This is a genomic window from Dongia rigui (assembly GCF_034044635.1).
GTDB classification, from domain to species: Bacteria; Pseudomonadota; Alphaproteobacteria; order Dongiales; family Dongiaceae; genus Dongia; species Dongia rigui.
Map to the genome: position 1 here is coordinate 1 of NZ_JAXCLX010000006.1, position 21,994 is coordinate 21,994.

Here is a 21,994-nt window from a genome sequence, read left to right on the forward strand (position 1 = left end):
CCTAATCACCGACGTTAACCAATTGATCCGTCGCAAAACACGTCATCGTCTTACTGCATAGTGGACTTCAAACCACAAACCCAGTCAGCGAACCGACCAAGCCCTAGATCCAAAATCCGAGAAACACGAAACAGCTTTGCAACTTCATCGCTGCAATCAGGCCATTAAGACCCGCCGTCCGCGTATCCCTTCTTCTCGCTAACAATGTCAAATAGCTGCTCGGCACTTTCGCCCAGAACCTCAGGCTTTCGCCGGGGCTCGGTGTCTGCCGGACTTTCATCCGGTGGCCGGTGGGCCGCGTCGAGGGAGCGGCTTATACCCCCCCTTTTCCGACGCTGTCAACGCCCGTCTTAATTATTTTCGTAACATTCCGCAGGAGACGCGGAAAGTGGTGGAAACACTACATAAATTGGGTATCGGCAGGGGTGGAAACAAGGCCAAACCCTGCGTCAGAACGCCTCGAAGCGGCGAAAAATTTTCCTTTTGGTCGATATTTTTTTGGCGGCGCCGCCCCCTGGCCCTCCCGGATCGCACCAACCGGGCGCAAGGCCAGTCCAGAAATCGGCGTCCCGTTCAGAACGAAAGGGGCGGTGCAGCCCTTAGAGGTCCCTCGACCCAGCGCGGAGCGGCCATGTCTTAACGCCCGCAGGCAAAGCCTTAACCATGTTTGCAAAGTTTGCTGCCAATGTGGCGATTAATCACATAATGTTTTGATCCGCTTGGGGAATTCTTGGTTGACAAGACTCCCGGGCCGGGGGCAAGGTCAAAATAGCTTAAGTGTTTGGGGCCCTGTTTCCGGGGGAATCTGTCATTTGCGGCGGAAATTCGGAACAGGCTCCCGCGCAATCAACAAAAGTTCGGGTACTTGGTGACAGTTTTGCAAAAGCCGCACACGCATGTTTGGGGCACCCTTCGGCGCTATCTGACCTACACCACTGCCGGCATCGCCATTATGGGCGGCATCGGCGCGTTTGAAGCCCATCGCCCCAAGAGCGTTCTGCCTGCTTCGGCGTCGGATCTGGTCGCAACCTTCTCCGGCACCCAGGCGGTGAGCCAGGGCTTTGCCAATAGCGGTGCCCTCGGCAGCGACGAAACGCTGCCCGTTTGGGCGCAGCGCATCCCCACCACCAGTGAAAACAACTTCACTGTTGCAGCTGCCGAAAAGGGTTCGGAGCCAACACCTTTCGTGGCGGCACCGGCATTGACGACCTTGATGCCAGGCAGTGCGCTTGAATCCGCGCCGGACAGCGACATCGATACCGAGACGGAAACCGCCGCGGTCGATCCGGTTCCCAGTGCGGCACCTGTCGAACCCGTTTCGATGACACCGCTCGATGCCGTCGCCGCCGAATTCGGCATGGGTGCTGGCCGGCGCGATTGGAATGCCGACGATTCGGTTATTCGCGAAGCCAAGCGCGACATCCAGAAGGTCATCTCCGTGCAGCGTGGCGACACGCTCTATGGCGTGCTGGTCGAAGCGGGCCTCTCCGAGACCGAGGCGAAGAACACCGTCGGCGCGCTCTCGGACGTCTTCTCGCCGCGCGCCCTCAAGGCGGGCCAGGAAATCACGCTCAACCTCACGACCGCCGCTGGTGGTGACACCGTTTCAGCGGCGCCGCAGCCGCAGCTGGTGAGCCTCAGCCTTGAACCTTCGGTCGAGCGTGACGTCACAGTTAGCCGCGATTCGACGGGCGAACTGGTGGCCGAGGCGGTCGACAAGCCGCTCACCGAGACGCGTGCCCGCGCGGCCGGAATCATCACCTTCAGCCTCTATGACGCGGCAATGAAGGCCGGCTTGCCGAGCTCGGTCATCGCCGATGTCATCAAGGCCTATTCCTACGACGTCGACTTCCAGCGCGACATCCAGGAAGGCGACAGTTTCGAAGTCGTCTATGAGCGCCTCGAGAACGACGAGGGCGAACTGGCCCGCACCGGGCAGATGCTCTATGCCGCTTTGACCACCAGCGGCGTCACGCGCCAGATCTATTGGTTCGAGCATGACGGCGACGGCGAGTTCTACAACTCGAAAGGCGAGGCCGTCAGGAAGACGCTGCTGGCGACGCCGATCGATGGCGCGCGAATCACCTCCGGCTTCGGTGCGCGCAAGCATCCGATTCTCGGCTACACCAAAGTGCATAAAGGCGTCGATTTCGGTGCGCCGACCGGCACGCCGATCTATGCCGCCGGCAATGGCGTCATCGTCGAGATGGGCCCGAAGGGTTCCTACGGCAATTACGTCCGCATCAAGCACAACGGCACCTATCAGACCGCCTACGCCCATACCAGCCGCTTTGCCAAGGGCCTGCACAAGGGCGACAAGGTCAAGCAGGGCCAGGTCATCGCCTATGTCGGCACGACAGGCCGCTCGACCGGTCCGCACCTCCATTTCGAAGTGCTGGTCGACGGCGCCCAGGTCAATCCGAAGAACATCAAATCGACCGGCAGCACCAAGCTGGCCGGCAAGGATCTGAAATCCTTCAAGGCTCAGGTGGCCGCCATCGATGCCGACCGCGAGCGCATGCGTGGCGCCGTCGAGATCGCCGAGCGTCCCGATGCCGAGACGCTGGATTGCAGCGATCCGCAGGGCTGCCAGAACTGACGTTCAGCGCCAAAACCAACGAATAAAGCGGCGGCGATCATCCTGATCCCGCCGCTTTTTTTCATGGCGCCGCCTCATAAACGGGGCTGATCAGGCGATCCGATCATTCGATTGGACGCGCGGCACGCCAGGCCGCACATATGCCGGCGATTGATTCCTTTTCGCCTCACAGGTCTGCTTCATGCGTCAACTTGCTCAACTCATCGGCCACCGGCTCCACAATGCCGGGTTGCTGGTGCTGGCGGTCGGCACCCTCGCCCTCATCGCCCATGTCTCGTCGCAGCCCTTGCTGATGGCGCCTTTCGCGCCGAGCATTCTCGTGGTCCTCACTCAGCCGAAGAATCCGGGGGCAGCACCCAATGTGCTGATCGCCGCCTATGTCGTGGCGGCGGTCATTTCCGTGCTGCTGAAAGGCGTGCTGCCACCGGAATGGTGGAGCGTGGCGCTTGCCGCCGGTGCCGTGATGCTGGCCTTGGAAGCGCTCGATATCCTGCATCCGCCGGCCGTGGCGGTGCCGATTCTGGTCATGCTGGGCAATGGCGCGTTTCCGCTGGCACCCTTCACCATCGGCGTGGTGGCGCTGGCGTCGATGTCGCTGCTGGTGCGCACGCTGCCCAGTTGGGCCGCCGCCAAGACGCGCGTGCTACCGGCGGAATGAAAAAGGGCGGCAGGATGATCCTGCCGCCCGATTCTCTTCGCCCCTTGCCTCTGCTTAGGCGGTGCCAGCCGCCGGCATGTTGGCAAAGACGTCGCTGCCATGTGAGCGCGCCAGTTTCTCGCCACCGATGACGAGGCCATCCTCATCGGCGCTGACCTCGATCACATCGCCGGGCTTGAAGCGCCCTTCGAGAATCATCGTCGCCAGCGGGTTCTGCAACTCGCGCTGGATGACCCGCTTCAACGGCCGCGCACCATAGACCGGGTCGTAGCCTGCATCCGCCAGCCACACCTTGGCCTTGTCGTCGAGCGTGATCTCCAACTTGCGGTCGGCGAGCAACGCATCAAGGCGTGTCAGCTGGATGTCGACGATGCCGGTCATGTTCCCCCGGCTCAGGCGATGGAACAGGATCACCTCATCAAGGCGGTTGAGGAATTCCGGGCGGAATGCCTGCCGCACGACGCCCATCACCTGGTCGCGCGCCTTCTCGGAATCCTCGCCCTCTTTCAGCGCCACCAGATAATCGGCACCGAGGTTGGAGGTGAGGATGATGATGGTGTTGCGGAAGTCGACCGTGCGCCCTTGCCCATCGGTCAAACGCCCGTCATCCAGCACCTGCAGCAGCACGTTGAAGACATCCGGGTGCGCCTTCTCGACCTCGTCGAACAGAATCACCTGGTAGGGCCGGCGCCGGACCGATTCGGTCAGCACGCCGCCTTCCTCATAGCCGACATAGCCCGGCGGTGCGCCGATGAGGCGCGACACCGCATGCTTCTCCATGAATTCCGACATGTCGATGCGCACCATCGCCTGGTCGTCATCGAACAGGAACCCGGCCAGCGCCTTGCACAGCTCCGTCTTGCCGACGCCGGTCGGCCCCAGCATGAGGAACGAGCCGATCGGCCGGTTGGGATCCTGCAGGCCCGCACGCGCGCGCCGCACGGCATCGGAGACGGCCTTCACCGCCTCACCCTGCCCGATGACGCGGGCGCCAATCACCTTTTCCATGGTGAGCAACTTGTCACGCTCGCCGGTCAGCATCTTGTCGACCGGGATGCCGGTCCAGCGCGAGACGACGCCGGCCACATCCTCTTCCTTCACCACCTCGTTGAGCATGCGGTGTTCCGCCGCCTGCTCGGCCTCGGCCAGGCGCTTGGTGAGATCGGGGATGACCGAATAGGTGAGCTCGCCGGCGCGGGCGAAATTACCCGCACGCTGCGCCTGCTCGACCTCGTTCTTGGCCTGGTCGATGCGCTCTTTGAGCTTCTGCGCATCGTCGATCTTCTGCTTTTCCGCTTTCCACTGTGTGGTGAGGTTCTGCGACTTCGCTTCCAGCCCCTCGATCTCGTCGACGATCTGCTGCAGGCGTTCCTTGGAGGCGGCGTCCGTCTCTTTTTTCAGCGCCTCGCGCTCGACCTTGAGCTGGATGAGCTTGCGGTCGACCTCGTCGATCTCCTCCGGCTTCGATTCGACCTCCATGCGCAGGCGCGAGGCCGCCTCGTCGATGAGGTCGATCGCCTTGTCCGGCAGGAAGCGGTCGGTGATATAGCGGTTGGAGAGCGTCGCTGCCGCCACGATCGCCGCATCGGTGATGCGGACACCGTGGTGAACCTCGTATTTCTCCTTCAGGCCGCGCAGGATCGAGATCGTGTCGGTGACATTGGGTTCGGCGACGAAGACCGGCTGGAAGCGCCGGGCGAGGGCTGCGTCCTTTTCGATGTATTTCCGGAATTCATCAAGCGTCGTGGCACCCACGCAATGCAGCTCGCCCCGCGCCAGTGCCGGTTTGAGCATGTTGGAAGCATCCATGGCGCCATCCGCCTTGCCGGCGCCGACCAGCGTGTGCAGCTCGTCAATGAAGAGGATGATCTCGCCCGAAGCCGCCGCGATCTCCTGCAGCACGGCTTTCAGGCGTTCCTCGAATTCGCCGCGATACTTGGCACCGGCGATGAGGGCACCGAGATCGAGCGACATCAGCTTGCGATTCTTGAGACCCTCCGGCACGTCACCATTGGCGATGCGCAAGGCAAGGCCCTCGATGATCGCGGTCTTGCCGACGCCGGGCTCGCCGATCAGCACGGGATTGTTCTTGGTCCGGCGCGACAGGACCTGGATGGTGCGGCGGATTTCCTCGTCGCGGCCGATCACGGGATCGAGCTTGCCGTCGCGCGCCAGCTGGGTGAAGTCGCGGGCGTATTTCTTCAGTGCATCATAGCTGTCTTCGGCGCTGGCGCTGTCGGCCTTGCGGCCCTTGCGCAGCTCGTTGATTGCCTGGTTGAGCTTCTGCGGGGCGAGGCCGGCCTCTTTCAGGATCTTGCCGGCCGGCGTTTCGCTGGCCATGGCCAGGGCCAGCAGCAGCCGCTCGACGGTCACGAAGCCATCGCCGGCTTTCTGTGCCACCTCTTCGGCCTGGGCGAGGAGCCGCGCCATCTCGGGCGCCACATAAATCTGACCGGCGCCACTGCCTTCGACGCGCGGCAGCTTGTCGAGCTCGCGCTCCAGGGCCGAGGCGGCGCGGGCGGGATCGGCGCCGGCGGCCGTCATCAGATTGGCCGCCATGCCTTCCTTGTCGTCGAGCAATGTCTTGAGAAGATGCTCGGTGGTCAGGCGCTGATGGCCCGAGCGCAAAGCAAGAGTCTGTGCCGCCTGCAGGAAGCCGCGCGACCGTTCGGTGAATTTTTCCATATCCATGATCTTCTAGCCCTCTTTCGGCCGCGCCCTCTTCGAGGCACGCGGCGCTAGATGCTGGGTGAGAGGAGAGATCGGCCAGGATCAGGCCCGGTTCCAAGCTCCCCCGGTTTCTCCACTGAGATATGGAAAAGGTTAACGCCAAAACAAGGGGCCGCAAAGCAAAAGGGCCGGGGCAAATGATGCCCCGGCCCGATTCTGCGCCAATATGCCGCGAGAGGGCGTTACTCGCTGCCCTCGGTGGCCGGCACGGCTTCCGGGGCGCCCTCGCCCTCACCTTCCGCCGCGCGCGGTCGGCGCGCACGCTGTTGGCGCGGACGCGGTGTCCGGGCGGCACGCGGTGCGTCGGCCGGGGCTTCCGCCGCCGGGGGCAGCAGATGCTCGGGATAATCCGGCTGTTCATCTGTCACTGGGGCTGCCACTGGGGCTGTCACCGGGGCTGCCATCACTGGGGGAGCCACGGGCGCCGGGGTCACCGGCTGATGCTCCGAAACCGCCGGCGGATTGTTGCCGCGATCGCGGGCGTCGCCCTGCCGGTTATCGTTTTGGCGATTATCGTTTTGGCGATTATCGTTTTGGCGCCCATCATTCATGCGACTGTCGCGCTGAGCGTCGTTGCGCCGCCCATCACCTTGGCGACCATCACCCTGCCTGTTATCGCGCTGGCCATCGTTCTGGCGAAAGTCACGCCGCTGGCGATTACGATCGCGGCCCTGATCACGACCCTGGCCTTGATCACGACCCTGACCCTGGTCGCGACCCTGGCCTTGATCGCGACCCTGGCCCTGCTGCGGGCGCTGCTGGTAGTTGCCACCATCACCCTGCTGATGGTCGCCATCCTGATGATCGTCGTCCTGGCCGTCATCGTCCTGGCCGTCACCACCCTGGCCATCATTGCCTTGAGCGTTGCCGCTCGGCGCGCCATTGCCCTGCTGTGCCTGGTTGCCGGCATTGTCGCTCATGCTGGGTTGCGATGGACCGCCGCTATAGAGGGCGGCAGACAGGCCCTGGCTGACATTCTGCACGTTGACGTCGGCCACGGAAATCTCGCGACCGCCGACCCGCGGCCGCTGGCCGTCATTCATCGCCATGACGACGCGGTAATAGTGGTCCGCGTGCTGCAGGAAATTCTCGGCGGCGACACGGTCGCCGGCGACACCGGCGTCGCGCGCCAGCTGCAGATATTTCTCCAGCACCTGATAGACGTTGCCGCGTACCCTGGTCTCGGCACCGCTATCGAAATTCTGGCTCTTGTTGGGCATGCCGCCATGCGGCTTGCGCTGACCACGATTGCGGCCGCGCCGGTTGTTGTTATTGCCTGGTCTCATGCGTCGATCATTCGCTTCTGTTGCGGCGTGGGCATTCCGCAGGGTCCCGTGGTCCAACGGCCATCCTGAACGACATCCATCACGCGATGGACCGCTGATGGCTGGTTCAGACTCCCCGGCTTAAACTTGATGTGCGGAGGCCCGGTGGGGGCGGTTCGACCCTCTCGGTCGTCACCAATTGCTCGCCCCGATGCCGCGCAAACCGTATCCGCTTCGTCCTTCAATTCCAACAACTTTTTTATCTGGACGAGCTTCTGCAACGATCTTGTGATGGTCCTGGACCGCAAGACCTAATCATTTGAGAACAAGCCAGAAATTCAGCCTTTCCGGAACAGCAGGCAACGCTCGCGCTGGGCGAGGTCAAGAGCCGTCCCGGCATCGTCGAGGCCAGCCGCCAGCATCAGCGCACGAACCGACTCGCCTTGCCCCAGCCCGATCTCGATGGCCGCGAGGCCGCCCGGCGCCAGCAGCCGCGCGATCACCGGTGCCAGTGCCCGGTAGGCGGTCAGCCCATCGGCCCCGCCATCCAGCGCCAGATGCGGCTCATAGCGCACGACCTCAGGCTCCAGTCCGGCAATGTCAGCGCTTGGAATATAGGGCGGGTTGCTGACGATGATGTCGAAGCCCGCCGGATCGTCGGCCAGCAAGGCCGCATCCCATGATCCTTGCCGAAACGCCACCCGCGCGCTGAGACCAAGTGACGCAGCATTGCGTTGGGCGATTTTCAAGGCGGCGGGACTGAGATCGACGGCCCAACCGCGCGCCGCCGGCAATTCGGCCAGCAGCGTCAGCAGCAGGCAACCGGACCCGGTACCGAAATCGATGATGCGGTAATCGCGGCGCCGGTCATAAAGCTCGTCGAACACGGCCTGGATCAGGGCCTCGCTGTCTGGCCGAGGGTCGAGCACGTCGCGGCTGACCGCGAAAGGCCGCGACCAGAATTCGCGCATGCCCAGCAGATGGGAAATCGGTTCCCGCGCCACACGGCGCGCCAGCAGGGCGCGAAATTTCTCGGCCGATTCCACATCGACGCTGCGCTCGGGGAAGCCGATCATGATGGTGGGCGTCACCCCGGCTGCAACACCCAGCAGCAGGCGCGCTTCGCGGGCCGGGGCTTCGACACCGGCATTCTTCAGCGCCTTCATGCCGTCGCTCAGCAGATCGGCGATGCGCGTGCTGGCGCTCATTCGACTTCAGCAAGCCGTTCGGCCTGGTCGTGGGCGATCAGCGCCTCGATAATCTCATCGAGCGCCTCGCCCTCGACGATGCGGTCGAGCTTGTAGAGCGTCAAATTGATGCGATGGTCGGTGCAGCGCCCTTGCGGGAAGTTATAGGTGCGGATGCGCTCGGAACGATCGCCAGACCCCACCTGGCTCTTGCGATTGGCCGAACGCTCGGCATCGAGTTTCGATCGCTCCAGGTCATAAAGCCTCGCGCGCAGCACTTTCAACGCCTTGGCCTTGTTCTTGTGCTGCGACTTCTCATCTTGCTGCTGCACGACGAGACCCGTGGGCAAATGGGTGATGCGCACGGCGCTGTCGGTGGTGTTGACCGACTGCCCGCCGGGACCGCTGGAACGGAATACGTCGATCCTTAAATCCTTCTCGTCGATCTTGATATCGACCTCTTCCGCTTCCGGCAGCACAGCGACGGTAGCGGCCGAGGTATGGATGCGCCCCGAAGCTTCCGTCTCTGGCACACGCTGCACGCGGTGGGCGCCGGATTCGAATTTCAGCCGCTCGAACACATTGCGCCCGGTGATGTTGGCCGTCGCATCGCGATAGCCGCCAAGCCCGGTCTCGCTGATATCCATCGGCTCGAAGCGCCAGCCTTTCAACGCCGCATAGCGCGCATACATGCGAAACAGCATCGCCGCGAAAAGCGCCGCTTCCTCGCCACCCGTGCCGGCGCGCACTTCCAGAATCGCGTTGCGCGCATCGGCCTCGTCCTTGGGCAGCAGCGACACCTTCACCTGCTGCTCCAGATCCGGCAGGCGCTTCCTCAGCTCGGCCAGTTCCTCTTCAGCGAGAGCCCTCATCTCGGCATCGGCAGCCGGATCCCCGACCATGGCGGTGAGCTCGGCAATTTCCTTGTCGGTCTTCTGCAGGGCCGTGATCGTCTCGACGATCGGCCCCAGATCCGAATACTCTTTCGAGAGGCGCGCAAAATCCTGCGCGTCCTTCTGCCCGCCGCTTGCCAGCAGCGAGGACAATTCTTCATGCCGCTTGACCACCCGGCCCAGCTTCTCGCGAAACGACATCGTCTCTCAGTCTCTTTCTTTGCAACGCATCGAAAGGCCCCCTCACCCCAACCCCTCTCCCCGCAAGCGGGGCGAGGGGCCCATTGCAAGGGCTCGCTCAGTACTCCCCCGCCCCACGAAGTGGGGAGATGGCTGGGGTGAGGGGTCTTTCCGTGCTCTCCTACCCCTCATCCAAACCGAACAGCCTTCTGGCGGCTGCATCGAGCGAGGTGTCGGGTTGATTCTGTTTCAGCGCCAGGGTCGGCCGGTGCAACAGCCGCGCCACCAGCCGGCGTGTCAGTTCGGCGCCATCCATCTGCGGATTGTCGGCCAGCAGCGCTGCGCGTTCGGCGTCAAAATGCGCGCGCAAGGCTGAAACCGTGTCGGCAGCACCCCGTTCTTCCTGGGCACGCCGGTATTGCGCCAGCTCGCTATCGATCACCGCATAGGCGGCGGCTTGTGCTTCGGCCCGCTCCTTGCGCCCGCTCATGGCCAGGCGCTCAAGATCGTCGAAGCCATAGCGGAAGGCGTCGTCGACCTTGTCGATCGCCGGATCGATGTCACCCGGCACGGCGAGATCAAGCAGCAGGATCGGTCGCCGCCGCCGTTTCTTGAGCGCTGCCTCGACCATCGGCGCGTTGATGATGTAATTGAGACTGTCCAGCGCCGCGATGACGAGATCGGCATCGACCAGCGCTTCGCCCAACTGTTCCGGCGTGAAGGCATGGGCCTGCCGCCGCGCCGCTGCATCGCGCGCGCGTGCTGCCACCTGGTGCACCACGGCCCAGCGCTTGACGCCGGCCTCGGTCAGCTGATCCGCCACCAATTCGCCCAGATCGCCATCACCGACAAGGAGGGCTGCCACCTTGTCGAGCTTGCCGTGAACCTGGCGCCCCAGCTTCACCACGCAGGCCGCCATCGAAACGGATTGCGCCGCGATATCGGTTTCGCTGCGCACGCGCTTGGCCGTGCCAAGTGCCGCCTGCAACACGCCGTCGAGCGTGCTTCCCGACATGCCGGAGCGGGTAGCAAGGCGATAGGCATCCTTCACCTGGCCCAACACCTGCGGCTCGCCAATCACCTGGCTTTCCAATGATGCGGCGACGCCAAAGACATAGCGCAGTGCTGCATCCTCGCTGAGGACGTGAAGCTGCGGCGCCACCTCCGCCACCTCATGACCGGCCGCCTCCGCGATGAGCGCCGTGATGTCGGTGGCGGCGCGCGCGGTATCGCTCACCGCCGCCCAGACTTCGCAGCGGTCACAGGTGGCAAGCACCATGGCCTGGTCGAGACCCATTTCGCGGCAGCGCAGCAGCAGCCGCAGTGAATCGGATTCATCACCCTGCAGATGGTCGCGCAGCAGGACGGGTGCCCGCTTGTGTTCGGCACCGACCACCAGGAATGTGCGCGGCGCTATCCCAAGCAAATCACCGATAGGCGGCGAGCGCCGCCTCCAGATCGGTGAGGCGCACATTCTTCTGCTCACCCGTGTCGAGCAGTTTCAGCGACACCTCGCCCTTGGCCAATTCGTCGTCGCCGAGGATGACGGCAACGATCGCCTCGATCTTGTTGGCGCGCTTCATGCGCTTGCCCATATTGCCGCTATAGCCGAGGTCGACCAGGAAGTCTTGTCGACGCAGCTCGCCAGCCAGCTGGGCTGCCTTGCGCTCGGCGGCCTCGCCCAGCGGCACGATCGCAATCGGCCGCGCCGCTGCCGGCGTTTCATTGAGCAGCATGGAGCAGCGTTCGACGCCGCTCGCCCAGCCCACACCCGCCGTCTCCGGCCCGCCCATCATGCCGACCAGGCCGTCATAGCGGCCACCGGCCAGCACGGTCTTCTGGGCACCGAGATCCGCGCAGGTGATCTCGAAACAGGTGTGGCAGTAATAATCGAGACCGCGCACCAAGCGCGGGTTGATGCGATAGGCGATGCCGAGGTCATCGAGGCCGCTCTTCACGCGGCCGAAGAAATCCTGTGCCTCGGCGCTCAAATAGTCGCTGTAGAGCGGCGCGTCGGCGACGATGCGCTGGTCGTTCTCGTCCTTGGAATCGAGGACGCGCAGCGGGTTCTTCTCCAGGCGATCAAGGCTGTCCTTCGAGAGCCGGTCGCGAAAATCGTTCAGATAGTCGATCAGCACGCGGCGATAGGCCTGGCGGCTCGGCGTGTCGCCCAGCGTGTTGAGTTCCAATTCGCAGCGATCCCAGGCGCCGATGCGGCGCAGGAACTCGACACCGATGGCGATGACTTCGACATCGCCTTGCGGTTCCTTGACACCCAGCAGCTCGACGCCGGTCTGGTGGAACTGCCGCAAGCGTCCCTTCTGCGGCCGTTCATAGCGGAACATCGGGCCGACATAGAAATATTTGAGGGGCAGGTGCTGCGCGAGCCCGCCGGAGATGAGCGCGCGCGCCACACCCGCCGTGCCTTCCGGCCGCAAGGTGACAGTCTCGCCGCCCTTGTCGGTGAAGGTATACATCTCCTTGGTGACGACGTCCGAGGTGTCGCCCAGCGTGCGCTTGAAGACCTCGGTGAATTCGAAGATCGGCGTTGCCACTTCGTGATACCCGAAGCACAAGGCGGCACGGCGCGCCGTATCGGCGACTTCGCGGAAGCGCCGCATATCTTCGGGCAACAGATCGTGGGTGCCGCGCACCGGCTGCAAGGCTGACATTTTTCTGGGTATTCCGGCTGGTCTGGTCTTAAGGACGGTTTGGTCGGGGAATTCGGCGAAGGGTGGAAAGCCTCGATAAGGTGCCCCGCTACTCGGCAGCTTCGGCCTTCTTGGCTTCCTCGATCGCCGCGGCCTTCTGCTCGATGAGCTCGGCCATATGCTCGACGATGTCCTGATCCTTCAACCGGTGATGCTGGTTGCCGGCGATATAGACCATATGCGTGTTGTTGCCGCCGCCGGTGAAACCGATATCGGTTTCGCGCGCTTCGCCCGGGCCATTGACGACGCAGCCGATGATGCTGACCGACATCGGCGTCGTGATATGGGCGACACGCTTCTCCAGCGCCTCGACCGTCTTGATGACGTCGAAGTTCTGGCGCGCGCAAGAGGGGCACGAGATGATGTTGACGCCGCGATGGCGCAAATTCAGCGACTTCAGGATATCGAAGCCGACCTTCACCTCCTCGACCGGATCGGCCGAGAGCGAGACGCGGACCGTATCGCCGATGCCGGCCCACAGCAGCGAGCCGAGGCCGATCGAGGATTTGACCGTGCCGATGCGCGTGCCGCCGGCTTCGGTGATGCCGATATGGAGCGGATAGTCGCAGGCGTCGGCAAGGCCCTGATAGGCTGCCACCGCCAGGAACACGTCCGAGGCCTTGACGCTGATCTTGAACTCGCGGAAATCATGGTCTTCGAGGATGCGGGCGTGGTTGAGGCCGCTTTCCACCATCGCTTCCGGGCAGGGCTCGCCATAGCGTTCCAGCAATTCCCGCTCCAGCGAGCCGGCATTGACGCCGATGCGCATCGAGCAGCCATGATCCTTGGCGGCCTTCACCACTTCACGCACGCGGTCGGCGCTGCCGATATTGCCGGGGTTGATGCGCAGGCACGCAGCCCCCGCTTCGGCCGCTTCGATGCCGCGCTTGTAGTGGAAGTGAATGTCCGCGACGATCGGCACGGAGACCTGTTTGACGATCTCTTTGAGCGCCTTGGTCGAATCCTCATCGGGGCAGGAGACGCGCACGATATCGGCGCCGGCCGCGGCCGCGGCATTCACCTGCGCCACGGTCCCGGCGATGTCGGTCGTCAGCGTGTTGGTCATGGTCTGCACGCTGATCGGGGCATCGCCACCGACCAGGACGTTGCCGACGCGGATCTGGCGGGATTTGCGGCGCTGGATATCGCGATAGGGCCGGACGCTCATGTTTCGTCTTTGCTCACAATTGGCTATGGGGCCTGATCCCGCGGGCTATCCCGCCGGATTTACCGTATCCAGGCTGCCCTGGCGGCTGATTTGGCCTGAACATGCGCCGCCCGGGCCAAAATATCAAGTCCCGGCGGCCCTGTCGGTCAATCTGTCCTGGCGGGAAATACCCCGCGAATTCAGAGGCTTATTGGGAGCCTATTGCGCGCCCAGCGATGCCGGGTCCAGCTTCACGCCGCGCTTCACCACGCCGACCGAACCCAGGGCCGGCCGCGCCTTGCCATCGACCTCGATGACGACGCCACCGGCATTGCCGGTATTCATGATGAGCCCGTCCTGCGACGGCACGGCGAAAGTCTCGCCGGCGCGCAGAATGCGCTGCAGGACGACCTCTTCCTTGGCATCGAAGATCTCGACCCAGGAATCCTTGGTGGCGCGCAGCACGACGCGCTTGGTCGAGACGGCTGCCGGGACCGCGGCAGGCTGTTCGTCGACCGCGGTTGCCGCCGGGGCTTGGACAGCAGGGGCCGCGGGCACGGCGGCGACCTGTGTCTGGCTGGCGGCCGGCTGCGGTTCAACCTGCGTCACGGCCGGGGCCGGCGCGGGTGCCGCGGGCTGCGCCGTTGCGGCAGCTGCGTCGGAGGTTGCCGCAAGCGAGGCAGCTGCGTCGGCCGTGTCGGCTTCGTCACTGGGCGGCGCCGGTTCGGTGGCGGCAGCAGCGGGTTGTTCTTCGGGCAAGGCCGGCGTCGCCGTGCTGGCGGCCGGAACCGTCGCTTCAGCCACCGCCTGCGGTGCTGCGGCAGGTTCGGTCTGCGCCGGCTGCGAAGCCTGCGCGCTCGTCGGCGTACCGCCGGTGTCAGAGGCCGGCGCCTGCGCGCCGGACTGACCCTCGGCTGCCGGGGCCGGTGCATCCGCATCCCCGCCGGTCTGTTTCTTCATGAATTCAGGGACTTGGTCGATCAAATCGATACCCGTCCCACCTGGCTGCGAGGCGAAATACCAGCCGCCATAGATGGCGCCGGCCAGCAGCACGCAGACGACAAGGACGATGCCGCCGGGGAAATGCTTGTGTTCCACCTGGTCGACCGGCCAGATCAGTTGGTTCTGGCGCGAGCGGCGGGCCAGTTCGTCGCGGTAGTCACCCACCACGCTGTTGCCGTCGAGGCCCAGATAATCGGCATAAGCGCGCACGAAGCCGACGGCATAGGCCGTGCCCGGCAGGTCCTGCAGGCGCCCTTCCTCGATCGCGGAGATGTAAACGGCGCGGATGCGGAGCTGGCGCGCCACGGTAGCGATATCCCGGCCTAGCTCCTCGCGGCGCCGGCGCAACAGGGCGGCAACACCGTCCTCGTTGCGATCATCCACAAACTCGTTCGGCTCGACGCCGAACATTCCCACTTTACGACTGGCCATGAACGATCCTGGTTACCGCGCGCGAGGCCGTGGCCGCGTTCAAAAGGCCACGCCGAGTCAACTACTTATATATCTTCGTCGAAGTTCAATCGCAATCGACTTTAACACTCCGACATCAGCTAGATGGTCGAAAACACACACGGCGGTACGATTGACCCGCCCGCCGCCAGCCTAGAGGGCGACGCCGTGGTCGCGGGCAAAAGCCCGCAGGCTCGAGCGCATGTCCGCCCCGCGCTGGGCGCCGAGCGCCGCCATATAGGCCTGCAACTGCCCGAGATCCAGGCTGCGCACCATCGCCCGCAAGGGACCGATGGCCGGCGGCGCCATCGACAATGTCTTCAAGCCCATCGCCATCAGCGCCATGGCATCAAGCGGGTCGCCTGCCATCTCGCCACAGACGCTGACCGGTTTGCCATGCGCCGACCCGGCATCGATGATGCCGCGGATCAGCCGCTGGAAGGCCGGCGACAGCGGATCATAGCGCCCCTGCAATTGCGCGTTGCCGCGATCCGCCGCAAAGACGAATTGCGCCAGGTCATTGCTGCCGACCGAGAGAAAATCGACGCGCGCAAACATCTCGTCCATCTGCCAATAGAGCGCCGGCACTTCGAACATGGCGCCGACGCGCACGGTCTCGGGCAGCACGCTGCCCTTCTCTTCCGCGCGCTGCAATTCGAGATCGAGAATCTCCTTGGCGGCGTCGAACTCGTCGACCAGCGCCACCATCGGGAACATCACGTTGAGCGCGCGACCTGAAGCCGCCAAGATCATGGCGCGCAATTGCTGGCGCAGCATCGCCGGGCGGTCGAGCGAGATGCGGAGCGCGCGCCAGCCCATCGCCGGATTCTCTTCGGCATCCCGCTGCCAATAGGGCAGCACCTTGTCCGACCCGATATCGAGCGTGCGGAAGACGACGGGCTTCCCTTCCGCACCGTCGAGCACGCGCGCATAGACATCGCGCTGGCGCGCCACATCGGGGAAGGAATGCGCCACCATGAACGTGACTTCGGTGCGATAGAGGCCGATGCCGGCGGCGCCGGTGGCGCTCAGCTGCGGCACGTCGATGAGCAGGCCCGCATTCATCATCAACTGGATCTCGACACCGTCCTTGGTGATGGCCGGCAGATCGCGATTGGCGGCATAGCTCACCTGGCGCGCCTGCAGCGCATTCATGCTGATGGCAAAGGCCTGCAGGATGTCTTCCGAGGGACGGATGAACACCTGCTCGTTCTCGCCGTCGAGCACCAGCGGATCACCCGCCTGCACCTTCGCCATCAAGCCGGCGCAATGACCCAGCAGCGGAATATCGAGCGCCCGCGCCACGATGGCGACATGCGAACTGGCGGTCCCTTCTTCCAGCACCACGCCTTTCAAGCGCTTGCGGTCGTAATCGAGCAGCTCCGCCGGCCCCATGTTGCGCGCCACCAGGATCGTGTTCTCCGGCAGGTCGCGCAGTGCCGGCAATTCGTGGATGCCAAGGAGATGCCGCAGCAACCGGTTGTTGAGATCGTCGAGGTCGGAGAGGCGTTCCTTGAGGTATGGGTCCTGAATATCGCGCATCCTCGCGCGCATATCGTTCTGCACCTTCTGCACTGCGGCTTCCGCCGTGAGCCCGCTCTCGATCGCCTCGATGATGCGGTTGGCCCAGCCGCGATCTTCGGCCAGCATGCGGTAGGTCTCCAGCACCTCGCGATGTTCGCCACCGCCCGTGCCGTCGTCTTCGGTCAGCAAATCGTCGAGCGCCAGCTTCATCGAGGTGAAGGCGTCGTCCAGTCGATCGATTTCTTTGAGCGGCTCTTCCGCGACCAGCTGTGTCAGCGTGATGTCTGGCTGGTGCAGTACCGCGACACCCAGCGCCAGCCCCGGGGCCAGCGCCTGCGCGTCCATGCGTTCAGGGAGGACGCCGATGCCGGTGACGGGGGTCAGCTCCTCGCGGGCGATGAGTTCGCCGCCGGCGATGAGCTCCGCCACCACCATGGCGACGGTCTCCAGCGTCTCGACCTCTTCCTCGGTATAGTGCCGGCGCGTCTTGTTCTGGACGACCAGCACACCCAGCACCCGGCCAGAGCGCAGGACGGGGACACCCATCAGCGATTGATAAAGCTCTTCACCCGTTTCCGGACGATAGGCGAATTGCGGGTGATGCTGTGCGTCGGCCAGCGCCAGCGGCCGGGCATGGCTGGCGATATCGCCGACCAGGCCTTCGCCGACTCTGAGGCGCGTCAAGTGGACGGCTTCGGCTTTCAGACCTTCGGTGGCGAACAGCTCGAGGACTTCGCCCGCGCGCAGCACATAGGCCGAGCAGACTTCGGCCACCATGGCGCCGGCGATGGTGCGCACCACCTCGTCCAGCCGGGCTTGCGCCGGCAGGTTGCGCGCCATCGTCGTGCGGATGCGTTTCAGCAACAGCCGAGCGCCCGTCAGATCACCACCCGCGGCGCCGCCCTGCTGCGTCATGCCACCTTATCCCTGAAGGTGGCGCCGGTCCGCCAGAGCGGCCAGGGCACCTTCGATGAAATCGCGGATGATATCGGCGGTGGGTTCTTCCTTGGTCACCATGCCGACCGATTGCCCGGCCATGACCGAGCCGGTTTCGACGTCGCCGTCGATGACGGCGCGGCGCAAGGCACCCGCCCAGAAATGCTCGATCTCGAGCTGTGCGGCCTTCTGGTCGAGCTCACCGGCATTGAACCGGTCGATGACCTGGCGCTGCATGTCCATGAACTTGCGCGTGCCCTCATTGGCCAGCGCCCGCACCGGAATGACCGGAAACCTGGGATCGATCTGGGTCGAGGGCACCGCGTCGCGCGCGGCCCCGCGAATGAAGGCCTTCTTGAAATTAGGGTGCGCAATCGATTCCGTGGCACAGACAAAGCGAGTCCCCAGCTGCACGCCGGAGGCGCCCATCTCGAGATAGCCCAGCATCGCCTGGCCGCGGCCGATGCCGCCCGCCACAAACACCGGCACCTCGGTGATGACGGGCAGAATCTCCTGCGCCAGCACGCTGGTCGAGACCGGGCCGATATGCCCGCCGGCTTCCATGCCCTCGATCACGATCGCATCGGCGCCGGATTTCACCAGCTTCTTGGCAATCGCCACGGCGGGCGCGAAACAGACCGCCTTCGCCCCGCCTTCCTTGATCTTCTTCAAGGCGCCGCCCGGCGGCAAGCCGCCCGCCAGCACGATATGCGTCATTTTAAGGTCGAGGCAGACATCGATCAGCTGATCGAGCTGCGGATGGAGGGTGATGAGATTGACGCCGAAAGGCTGCTGGGTCATCCCCAGCGTCGCCTTCAATTCCGCTTCCAGGATATGCGGCGGCATGGAGCCCGAGGCGATCACGCCGAACCCGCCGGCATTGGAAATCGCCGAGACGAGGTTGCGCTCCGACACCCAGGTCATCGCGCCGCCCATGATGGCGTAGCGCGTGCCAAGGAAATCGCGGCCACGCTGCCACAGGGCGTCGAGATGCCGGGTCGCGTGGTCTCGGTCCATTGGCGGCTCCCCCCGTTTGCTTCAGTTACTCGGCGTCCAGGCCATAGGCCGTATGCAAGGCGCGTACCGCCAGCTCGGTATACTCTTCCGCGACCAGGACGCTGATCTTGATTTCCGAGGTCGAGATGACCTGGATGTTGATGCCCTTCTCGGCCAGCGCCTTGAACATGCGCTGCGCGATGCCGGCGTGGGACCGCATGCCGACGCCGATCACCGAGACCTTCACCACGTTCTTGTCCGAGATGAGGTCCTTGAATTCGAGCGTGTTGCGCGACCCTTCCAGCACCTTGAGCGCCCGGTCGTAATCGCCCTTCGACACGGTAAAGGTCATGTCGGTCGTTTGGCCGTCTTCCGAGATGTTCTGCACGATCATGTCGACATTGATGTTCGCATCCGTGAGCGGACCGAAGATCCCTGCGGCGACGCCCGGCTTGTCGGCCACCCGCGTCAGCGTGATCTTCGCTTCGTCGCGGCTATAGGCGATGCCGCTCACCAATTCCTTTTCCATGATCTCTTCCTCATCCACCACCAGCGTCCCGGGCTTGTCCTCGAAGCTCGAGAGAACCTGCACACGCACGCGATGCTTCATCGCCATTTCCACCGAGCGGGTCTGCAGGACCTTGGCGCCCAGCGACGCCATTTCCAGCATTTCCTCATAGGTGATCTTATCCAGTTTCTGCGCCTTGGCGACGATCCTGGGGTCGGTCGTATAGACACCGTCGACATCGGTGAAGATGTCGCAGCGGTCGGCCTTGATCGCCGCGGCGATGGCCACCGCCGACGTATCCGACCCACCGCGCCCCAGCGTCGTCACCCGGTTATCGGGCCCCACGCCCTGGAAGCCGGCGAAGACCGCGACCTGACCTTGCGCAAAACGCTTGTCCAACTCTTCCCCGGCGATCGAGACGATGCGGGCCTTGCCGTGGGCGTCGTCGGTCACAATGGGCGCCTGCCAACCCAGCCAGGAGCGCGCATTGACGCCCAGCTCCTGGAGGGCGATGGCGGTCAACCCGCACGTCACCTGCTCGCCGGACGCCACCACCGTGTCGTATTCCCGCGCATCGTGCAGCGGGGCGATTTCCTTGCACCAATCGACCAGCTGGTTGGTGACGCCGGACATCGCCGAAACCACCACCGCCACCTCGTGGCCGGCATCAACTTCCCGTTTTACGCGCTGAGCGACCGATTTGATGCGCTCGATATTGGCAACCGAGGTGCCGCCGAATTTCATCACGATCCGGGTCTTCTTGGACCCGCTCTGCAAACCGCTAACGCTCATCGGGAAATGCCCCTAAACCCTTCGAATGGCCGGGAAAATATGACCTCTCCCGCATGTCTTCGGGGAAGCGAAATAATGCAAGGTGAAATCTTGTTTTGCCGGGCGGGCGTATCCATACTCAAGGCAACGCCCGGACGCAAGCTTTCCCGCCCGGGCGGGGCCATGTTTTCTCAATTACTTGAAGGGTATGCACCATGGCTCCGGCACCGGCCGCCAGCACTGCGCCGCACGCAGATCACCACGGCCCCGATGGCGAAAATTCAGGCACTGGCCGCTCAACAATTGACCTTGCCGAGGTCGAGAAGTTCGCCGCCATGGCCGAAAGCTGGTGGGATCCGGTGGGCAAGTTCCGCCCGCTGCACCGCCTCAACCCGGTCCGCGTCGGCTATATCCGTGACAAGGCCATCGCCCATTTCGGCCGCGACGCGGAGGCAGCACTGCCGCTTGCCGACTTGAGCCTCATCGACATCGGCAGCGGCGGCGGCCTCCTCGCCGAACCGCTGGCGCGCCTCGGCGCCAGCGTCACCGGCGTCGATGCCACCCCGCGCAATGTCGAAGTGGCGCGGCTTCATGCCGAACAGGCGGGTGTCAAAATCACCTATCTCAACTGCGCCGCCGAGGATCTGGTGGCGCAAGGGAAACAGTTCGACGTCGTGCTCGCCATGGAAGTCATCGAGCATGTGGCCGATGTCGATGCATTCCTCGGCGCCTGTGCCAAGCTCCTCAAACCCGGCGGCCTCCTCTTCCTCGCCACCATGTCGCGCACCGTGAAAAGCTACGCCATGGCCATTGTCGGCGCCGAATACATCATGCGTTGGCTGCCCCGGGGCACCCATGACTGGAACCGCTTCATCCGCCCCTCCGAAATGGCACGCGGCCTCCGCCGCCACGGCCTCGAACTCGCGGAACTCACCGGCGTCTCCTACAACCCGTTCAAGGACAGCTTCCGCTTAAGCCGCGACCTCGACGTCAACTACATGGCGCTGGCAAAGGGCGCGTAACGCCCGTCACGTCGCGCCCCGCACCCCTGAAGATGGCAGGGCTTTCCGACCGTGTTCATGTCGGCACCTCGCTCTCCTCTCCTCCCCCTTCAGGGGGGAGGCGGGAGGGGGCCGCAAGTGACGGGTCTCGCCACTCCTCAAACCTCCGTGAGCCGCATTGCAGGGCGAGTCCGGCGGGTTTATCTGTGATTGCGAGACATCTCCCGAGTCGCGCGCCGTTAACAGCACCCCGTTAACACCTGTGGCGCCGCCCGCGGGAACCAAACGACCCTGCTCCCGTTCAGAGCAGCCCAATTTACGAGGAGATCAAGGCATGAGTTTTCTGCGCACACCGCTTACCCGCCGCGCCCTTGCGCGCGGCGCCGCAGGCCTGAGCCTCGCCGCAGCCCTTGGCCGCATCAGCCCGGCCGCAGCGCTGACGCCGCAGCAGGAACTGGTCGACAAAGCGCGCATCACTTTTGAAAAGCTGATCGGGTCATTGGAATTCGGTGAGTTGCCCGGCTATCTGAAGCGCGCCAAGGCGGTGATGATCTTCCCCGACATCTTCAAGGCCAGCTTCGTCATCGGCGGCGAAGGCGGCAATGGCGTCCTCATGGTGCGCGACGCCAATCAGGGCTGGAGCCAGCCCGCCTTCTACACGCTGGCGGCGGGCTCCGTGGGCCTCCAGATCGGCGGCCAGTCGTCCGAGACCATCTTCACCATCATGAGCGACAAGGCCCTCCAGGCCGTGCTCAACGACCAGATGAAATTCGGTGGCGACATGTCGGTGGCGGCCGGCCCCATCGGCAAGGGCATCGGCGCCAACACCACCACCAATCTCGACGCCGACGTTTACACCTTCGCCAAGACCGCCGGACTCTATGGTGGCGTCAGCTTCAACGGCGCCGGCATCTTGAGGAAGAACGACTGGAACGCCGTCTATTACGGCGCCGGCACCCTGCCCCAGCACATCGTCATCGACCGCAAGGTCTCCAACCCCAACACCAAGGATCTGGTCAACGCGCTCTCGCCCTATTGATCAGCTCTTTGACCTGAAACACCCAAACGGCCGGCGCCAACACGCCGGCCGTTTTTGTTTGTCTGCCGGCCGTCCCGCAACCTCGTGTCATCCCCCGCCGTCGGCGAATGCCGACATTCGTCGGCTGGGGCGGGGGATCCACGAGTGTGCCAGCAACACGACGAAAACAACGCGTGAACGCCCCGGCCAAGCCGGGGCATGACAGGTGGCGGACGGGGAGCCCAGATAAATGTTCCTATTTTGTTCTTGACTCCGAAATGGGAATTTGATACTATTAAAACTGCGCGCACATCACTTGGCACGACGGGGCCTACTCCGCTCATCTGCCATCGCTCGGCTGTCCCCCGGCACAGGCTCAGGAAGACTGGGCGCAGGCTGGTTTCCGATGTCCTTTGGA

At 64.1% G+C, this 21,994-nt stretch carries 15 protein-coding genes and 1 pseudogene; 4 read left to right on the plus strand and 12 right to left on the minus strand.

The genetic code is table 11. From position 1 onward, the window contains the following. Nucleotides 1–868 precede the first annotated feature (868 nt). On the plus strand, nt 869–2,599 hold the full coding sequence (locus SMD31_RS21440) for a M23 family metallopeptidase (RefSeq protein WP_320502990.1): 1,731 nt from the start codon (nt 869–871) through the stop codon (nt 2,597–2,599). A 181-nt stretch (nt 2,600–2,780) separates the two neighbouring features. Further along, entirely contained in the window at nt 2,781–3,257 is a 477-nt protein-coding gene (locus tag SMD31_RS21445; protein ID WP_320502991.1) for an HPP family protein, read from the plus strand. A 54-nt stretch (nt 3,258–3,311) separates the two neighbouring features. Here SMD31_RS21445 and clpB read toward each other — a convergent pair whose 3' ends face one another. The 12 genes and pseudogenes from clpB to SMD31_RS21505 all read right to left on the minus strand — a co-directional run bounded on the left by clpB (nt 3,312) and on the right by SMD31_RS21505 (nt 19,578). Continuing rightward, nucleotides 3,312–5,948: an ATP-dependent chaperone ClpB gene (gene clpB, locus SMD31_RS21450; RefSeq protein WP_320502992.1), complete on the minus strand. Its 2,637-nt coding sequence runs from the start codon at nt 5,946–5,948 to the stop codon at nt 3,312–3,314. A gap of 221 nt (nt 5,949–6,169) precedes the next feature. Further along, nucleotides 6,170–6,355 carry a hypothetical protein gene (locus SMD31_RS21455; protein ID WP_320503004.1) on the minus strand — a complete coding sequence of 62 codons (186 nt, stop codon included), beginning with the start codon at nt 6,353–6,355 and terminating at the stop codon, nt 6,170–6,172. A 729-nt stretch (nt 6,356–7,084) separates the two neighbouring features. Next, nucleotides 7,085–7,273, minus strand: a pseudogene (locus tag SMD31_RS21460) (DUF4167 domain-containing protein); the annotation flags it as partial. A 317-nt stretch (nt 7,274–7,590) separates the two neighbouring features. Beyond that, nucleotides 7,591–8,460 (minus strand): peptide chain release factor N(5)-glutamine methyltransferase, encoded by an 870-nt coding sequence (prmC, locus tag SMD31_RS21465; protein WP_320502993.1) that lies wholly within the window; start codon nt 8,458–8,460, stop codon nt 7,591–7,593. Next, nucleotides 8,457–9,533, minus strand: coding sequence for a peptide chain release factor 1 (prfA, locus tag SMD31_RS21470; RefSeq protein WP_320502994.1), 1,077 nt, complete (start codon nt 9,531–9,533; stop codon nt 8,457–8,459). The genes prmC and prfA overlap by 4 nt, the downstream gene beginning before the upstream one ends. A gap of 160 nt (nt 9,534–9,693) precedes the next feature. Next, nucleotides 9,694–10,986 (minus strand): glutamyl-tRNA reductase, encoded by a 1,293-nt coding sequence (hemA, locus tag SMD31_RS21475; RefSeq protein ID WP_320502995.1) that lies wholly within the window; start codon nt 10,984–10,986, stop codon nt 9,694–9,696. Next, nucleotides 10,940–12,184 (minus strand): histidine--tRNA ligase, encoded by a 1,245-nt coding sequence (hisS, locus tag SMD31_RS21480; RefSeq protein ID WP_320502996.1) that lies wholly within the window; start codon nt 12,182–12,184, stop codon nt 10,940–10,942. Before hisS ends, hemA begins: the two co-directional genes overlap by 47 nt. 88 nt (nt 12,185–12,272) lie before the next feature. After that, the gene (gene ispG / locus SMD31_RS21485; protein WP_320502997.1) at nt 12,273–13,391 is read right to left on the minus strand and encodes a flavodoxin-dependent (E)-4-hydroxy-3-methylbut-2-enyl-diphosphate synthase; all 1,119 of its coding nucleotides are present in this window, start codon (nt 13,389–13,391) and stop codon (nt 12,273–12,275) included. A gap of 198 nt (nt 13,392–13,589) precedes the next feature. After that, nucleotides 13,590–14,804 carry a helix-turn-helix domain-containing protein gene (locus SMD31_RS21490; protein ID WP_320502998.1) on the minus strand — a complete coding sequence of 405 codons (1,215 nt, stop codon included), beginning with the start codon at nt 14,802–14,804 and terminating at the stop codon, nt 13,590–13,592. Nucleotides 14,805–14,975: 171 nt separating this feature from the next. Beyond that, a complete protein-coding gene (gene ptsP / locus SMD31_RS21495) occupies nt 14,976–17,261 on the minus strand; it encodes a phosphoenolpyruvate--protein phosphotransferase (RefSeq protein ID WP_320502999.1) in 2,286 nt (761 codons plus the stop codon). Between the two features lie 6 nt (nt 17,262–17,267). Beyond that, nucleotides 17,268–18,299, minus strand: a complete 1,032-nt coding sequence (locus SMD31_RS21500; RefSeq protein WP_320503000.1) for an NAD(P)H-dependent flavin oxidoreductase — start codon at nt 18,297–18,299, stop codon at nt 17,268–17,270. 25 nt (nt 18,300–18,324) lie between these two features. Next, a complete protein-coding gene (locus SMD31_RS21505) occupies nt 18,325–19,578 on the minus strand; it encodes an aspartate kinase (protein WP_320503001.1) in 1,254 nt (417 codons plus the stop codon). Nucleotides 19,579–19,772: 194 nt separating this feature from the next. Between SMD31_RS21505 and ubiG the strand changes: the two genes are divergently transcribed. Both ubiG and SMD31_RS21515 read left to right on the plus strand, forming a co-directional pair. Then, nucleotides 19,773–20,579: a bifunctional 2-polyprenyl-6-hydroxyphenol methylase/3-demethylubiquinol 3-O-methyltransferase UbiG gene (ubiG, locus tag SMD31_RS21510; RefSeq protein ID WP_320503002.1), complete on the plus strand. Its 807-nt coding sequence runs from the start codon at nt 19,773–19,775 to the stop codon at nt 20,577–20,579. A gap of 313 nt (nt 20,580–20,892) precedes the next feature. Further along, nucleotides 20,893–21,597, plus strand: coding sequence for a lipid-binding SYLF domain-containing protein (locus SMD31_RS21515; protein ID WP_320503003.1), 705 nt, complete (start codon nt 20,893–20,895; stop codon nt 21,595–21,597). The last annotated feature ends 397 nt before the right edge of the window (nt 21,598–21,994 follow it).

Excerpts from the sequence above, each read along its gene's own strand:
- SMD31_RS21445 (WP_320502991.1), top strand. The coding sequence starts at position 2,781 with ATGCGTCAACTTGCTCAACTCATCGGCCACCGGCTCCACAATGCCGGG.
- clpB (WP_320502992.1), bottom strand. The coding sequence starts at position 5,948 with ATGGATATGGAAAAATTCACCGAACGGTCGCGCGGCTTCCTGCAGGCG.
- prmC (WP_320502993.1), bottom strand. The coding sequence starts at position 8,460 with ATGAGCGCCAGCACGCGCATCGCCGATCTGCTGAGCGACGGCATGAAG.
- prfA (WP_320502994.1), bottom strand. The coding sequence starts at position 9,533 with ATGTCGTTTCGCGAGAAGCTGGGCCGGGTGGTCAAGCGGCATGAAGAA.
- hemA (WP_320502995.1), bottom strand. The coding sequence starts at position 10,986 with ATGTGCGCCTCACCGATCTGGAGGCGGCGCTCGCCGCCTATCGGTGAT.
- hisS (WP_320502996.1), bottom strand. The coding sequence starts at position 12,184 with ATGTCAGCCTTGCAGCCGGTGCGCGGCACCCACGATCTGTTGCCCGAA.
- ispG (WP_320502997.1), bottom strand. The coding sequence starts at position 13,391 with ATGAGCGTCCGGCCCTATCGCGATATCCAGCGCCGCAAATCCCGCCAG.
- SMD31_RS21490 (WP_320502998.1), bottom strand. The coding sequence starts at position 14,804 with ATGGCCAGTCGTAAAGTGGGAATGTTCGGCGTCGAGCCGAACGAGTTT.
- ptsP (WP_320502999.1), bottom strand. The coding sequence starts at position 17,261 with ATGACGCAGCAGGGCGGCGCCGCGGGTGGTGATCTGACGGGCGCTCGG.
- SMD31_RS21500 (WP_320503000.1), bottom strand. The coding sequence starts at position 18,299 with ATGGACCGAGACCACGCGACCCGGCATCTCGACGCCCTGTGGCAGCGT.
- SMD31_RS21505 (WP_320503001.1), bottom strand. The coding sequence starts at position 19,578 with ATGAGCGTTAGCGGTTTGCAGAGCGGGTCCAAGAAGACCCGGATCGTG.
- ubiG (WP_320503002.1), top strand. The coding sequence starts at position 19,773 with ATGGCTCCGGCACCGGCCGCCAGCACTGCGCCGCACGCAGATCACCAC.
- SMD31_RS21515 (WP_320503003.1), top strand. The coding sequence starts at position 20,893 with ATGAGTTTTCTGCGCACACCGCTTACCCGCCGCGCCCTTGCGCGCGGC.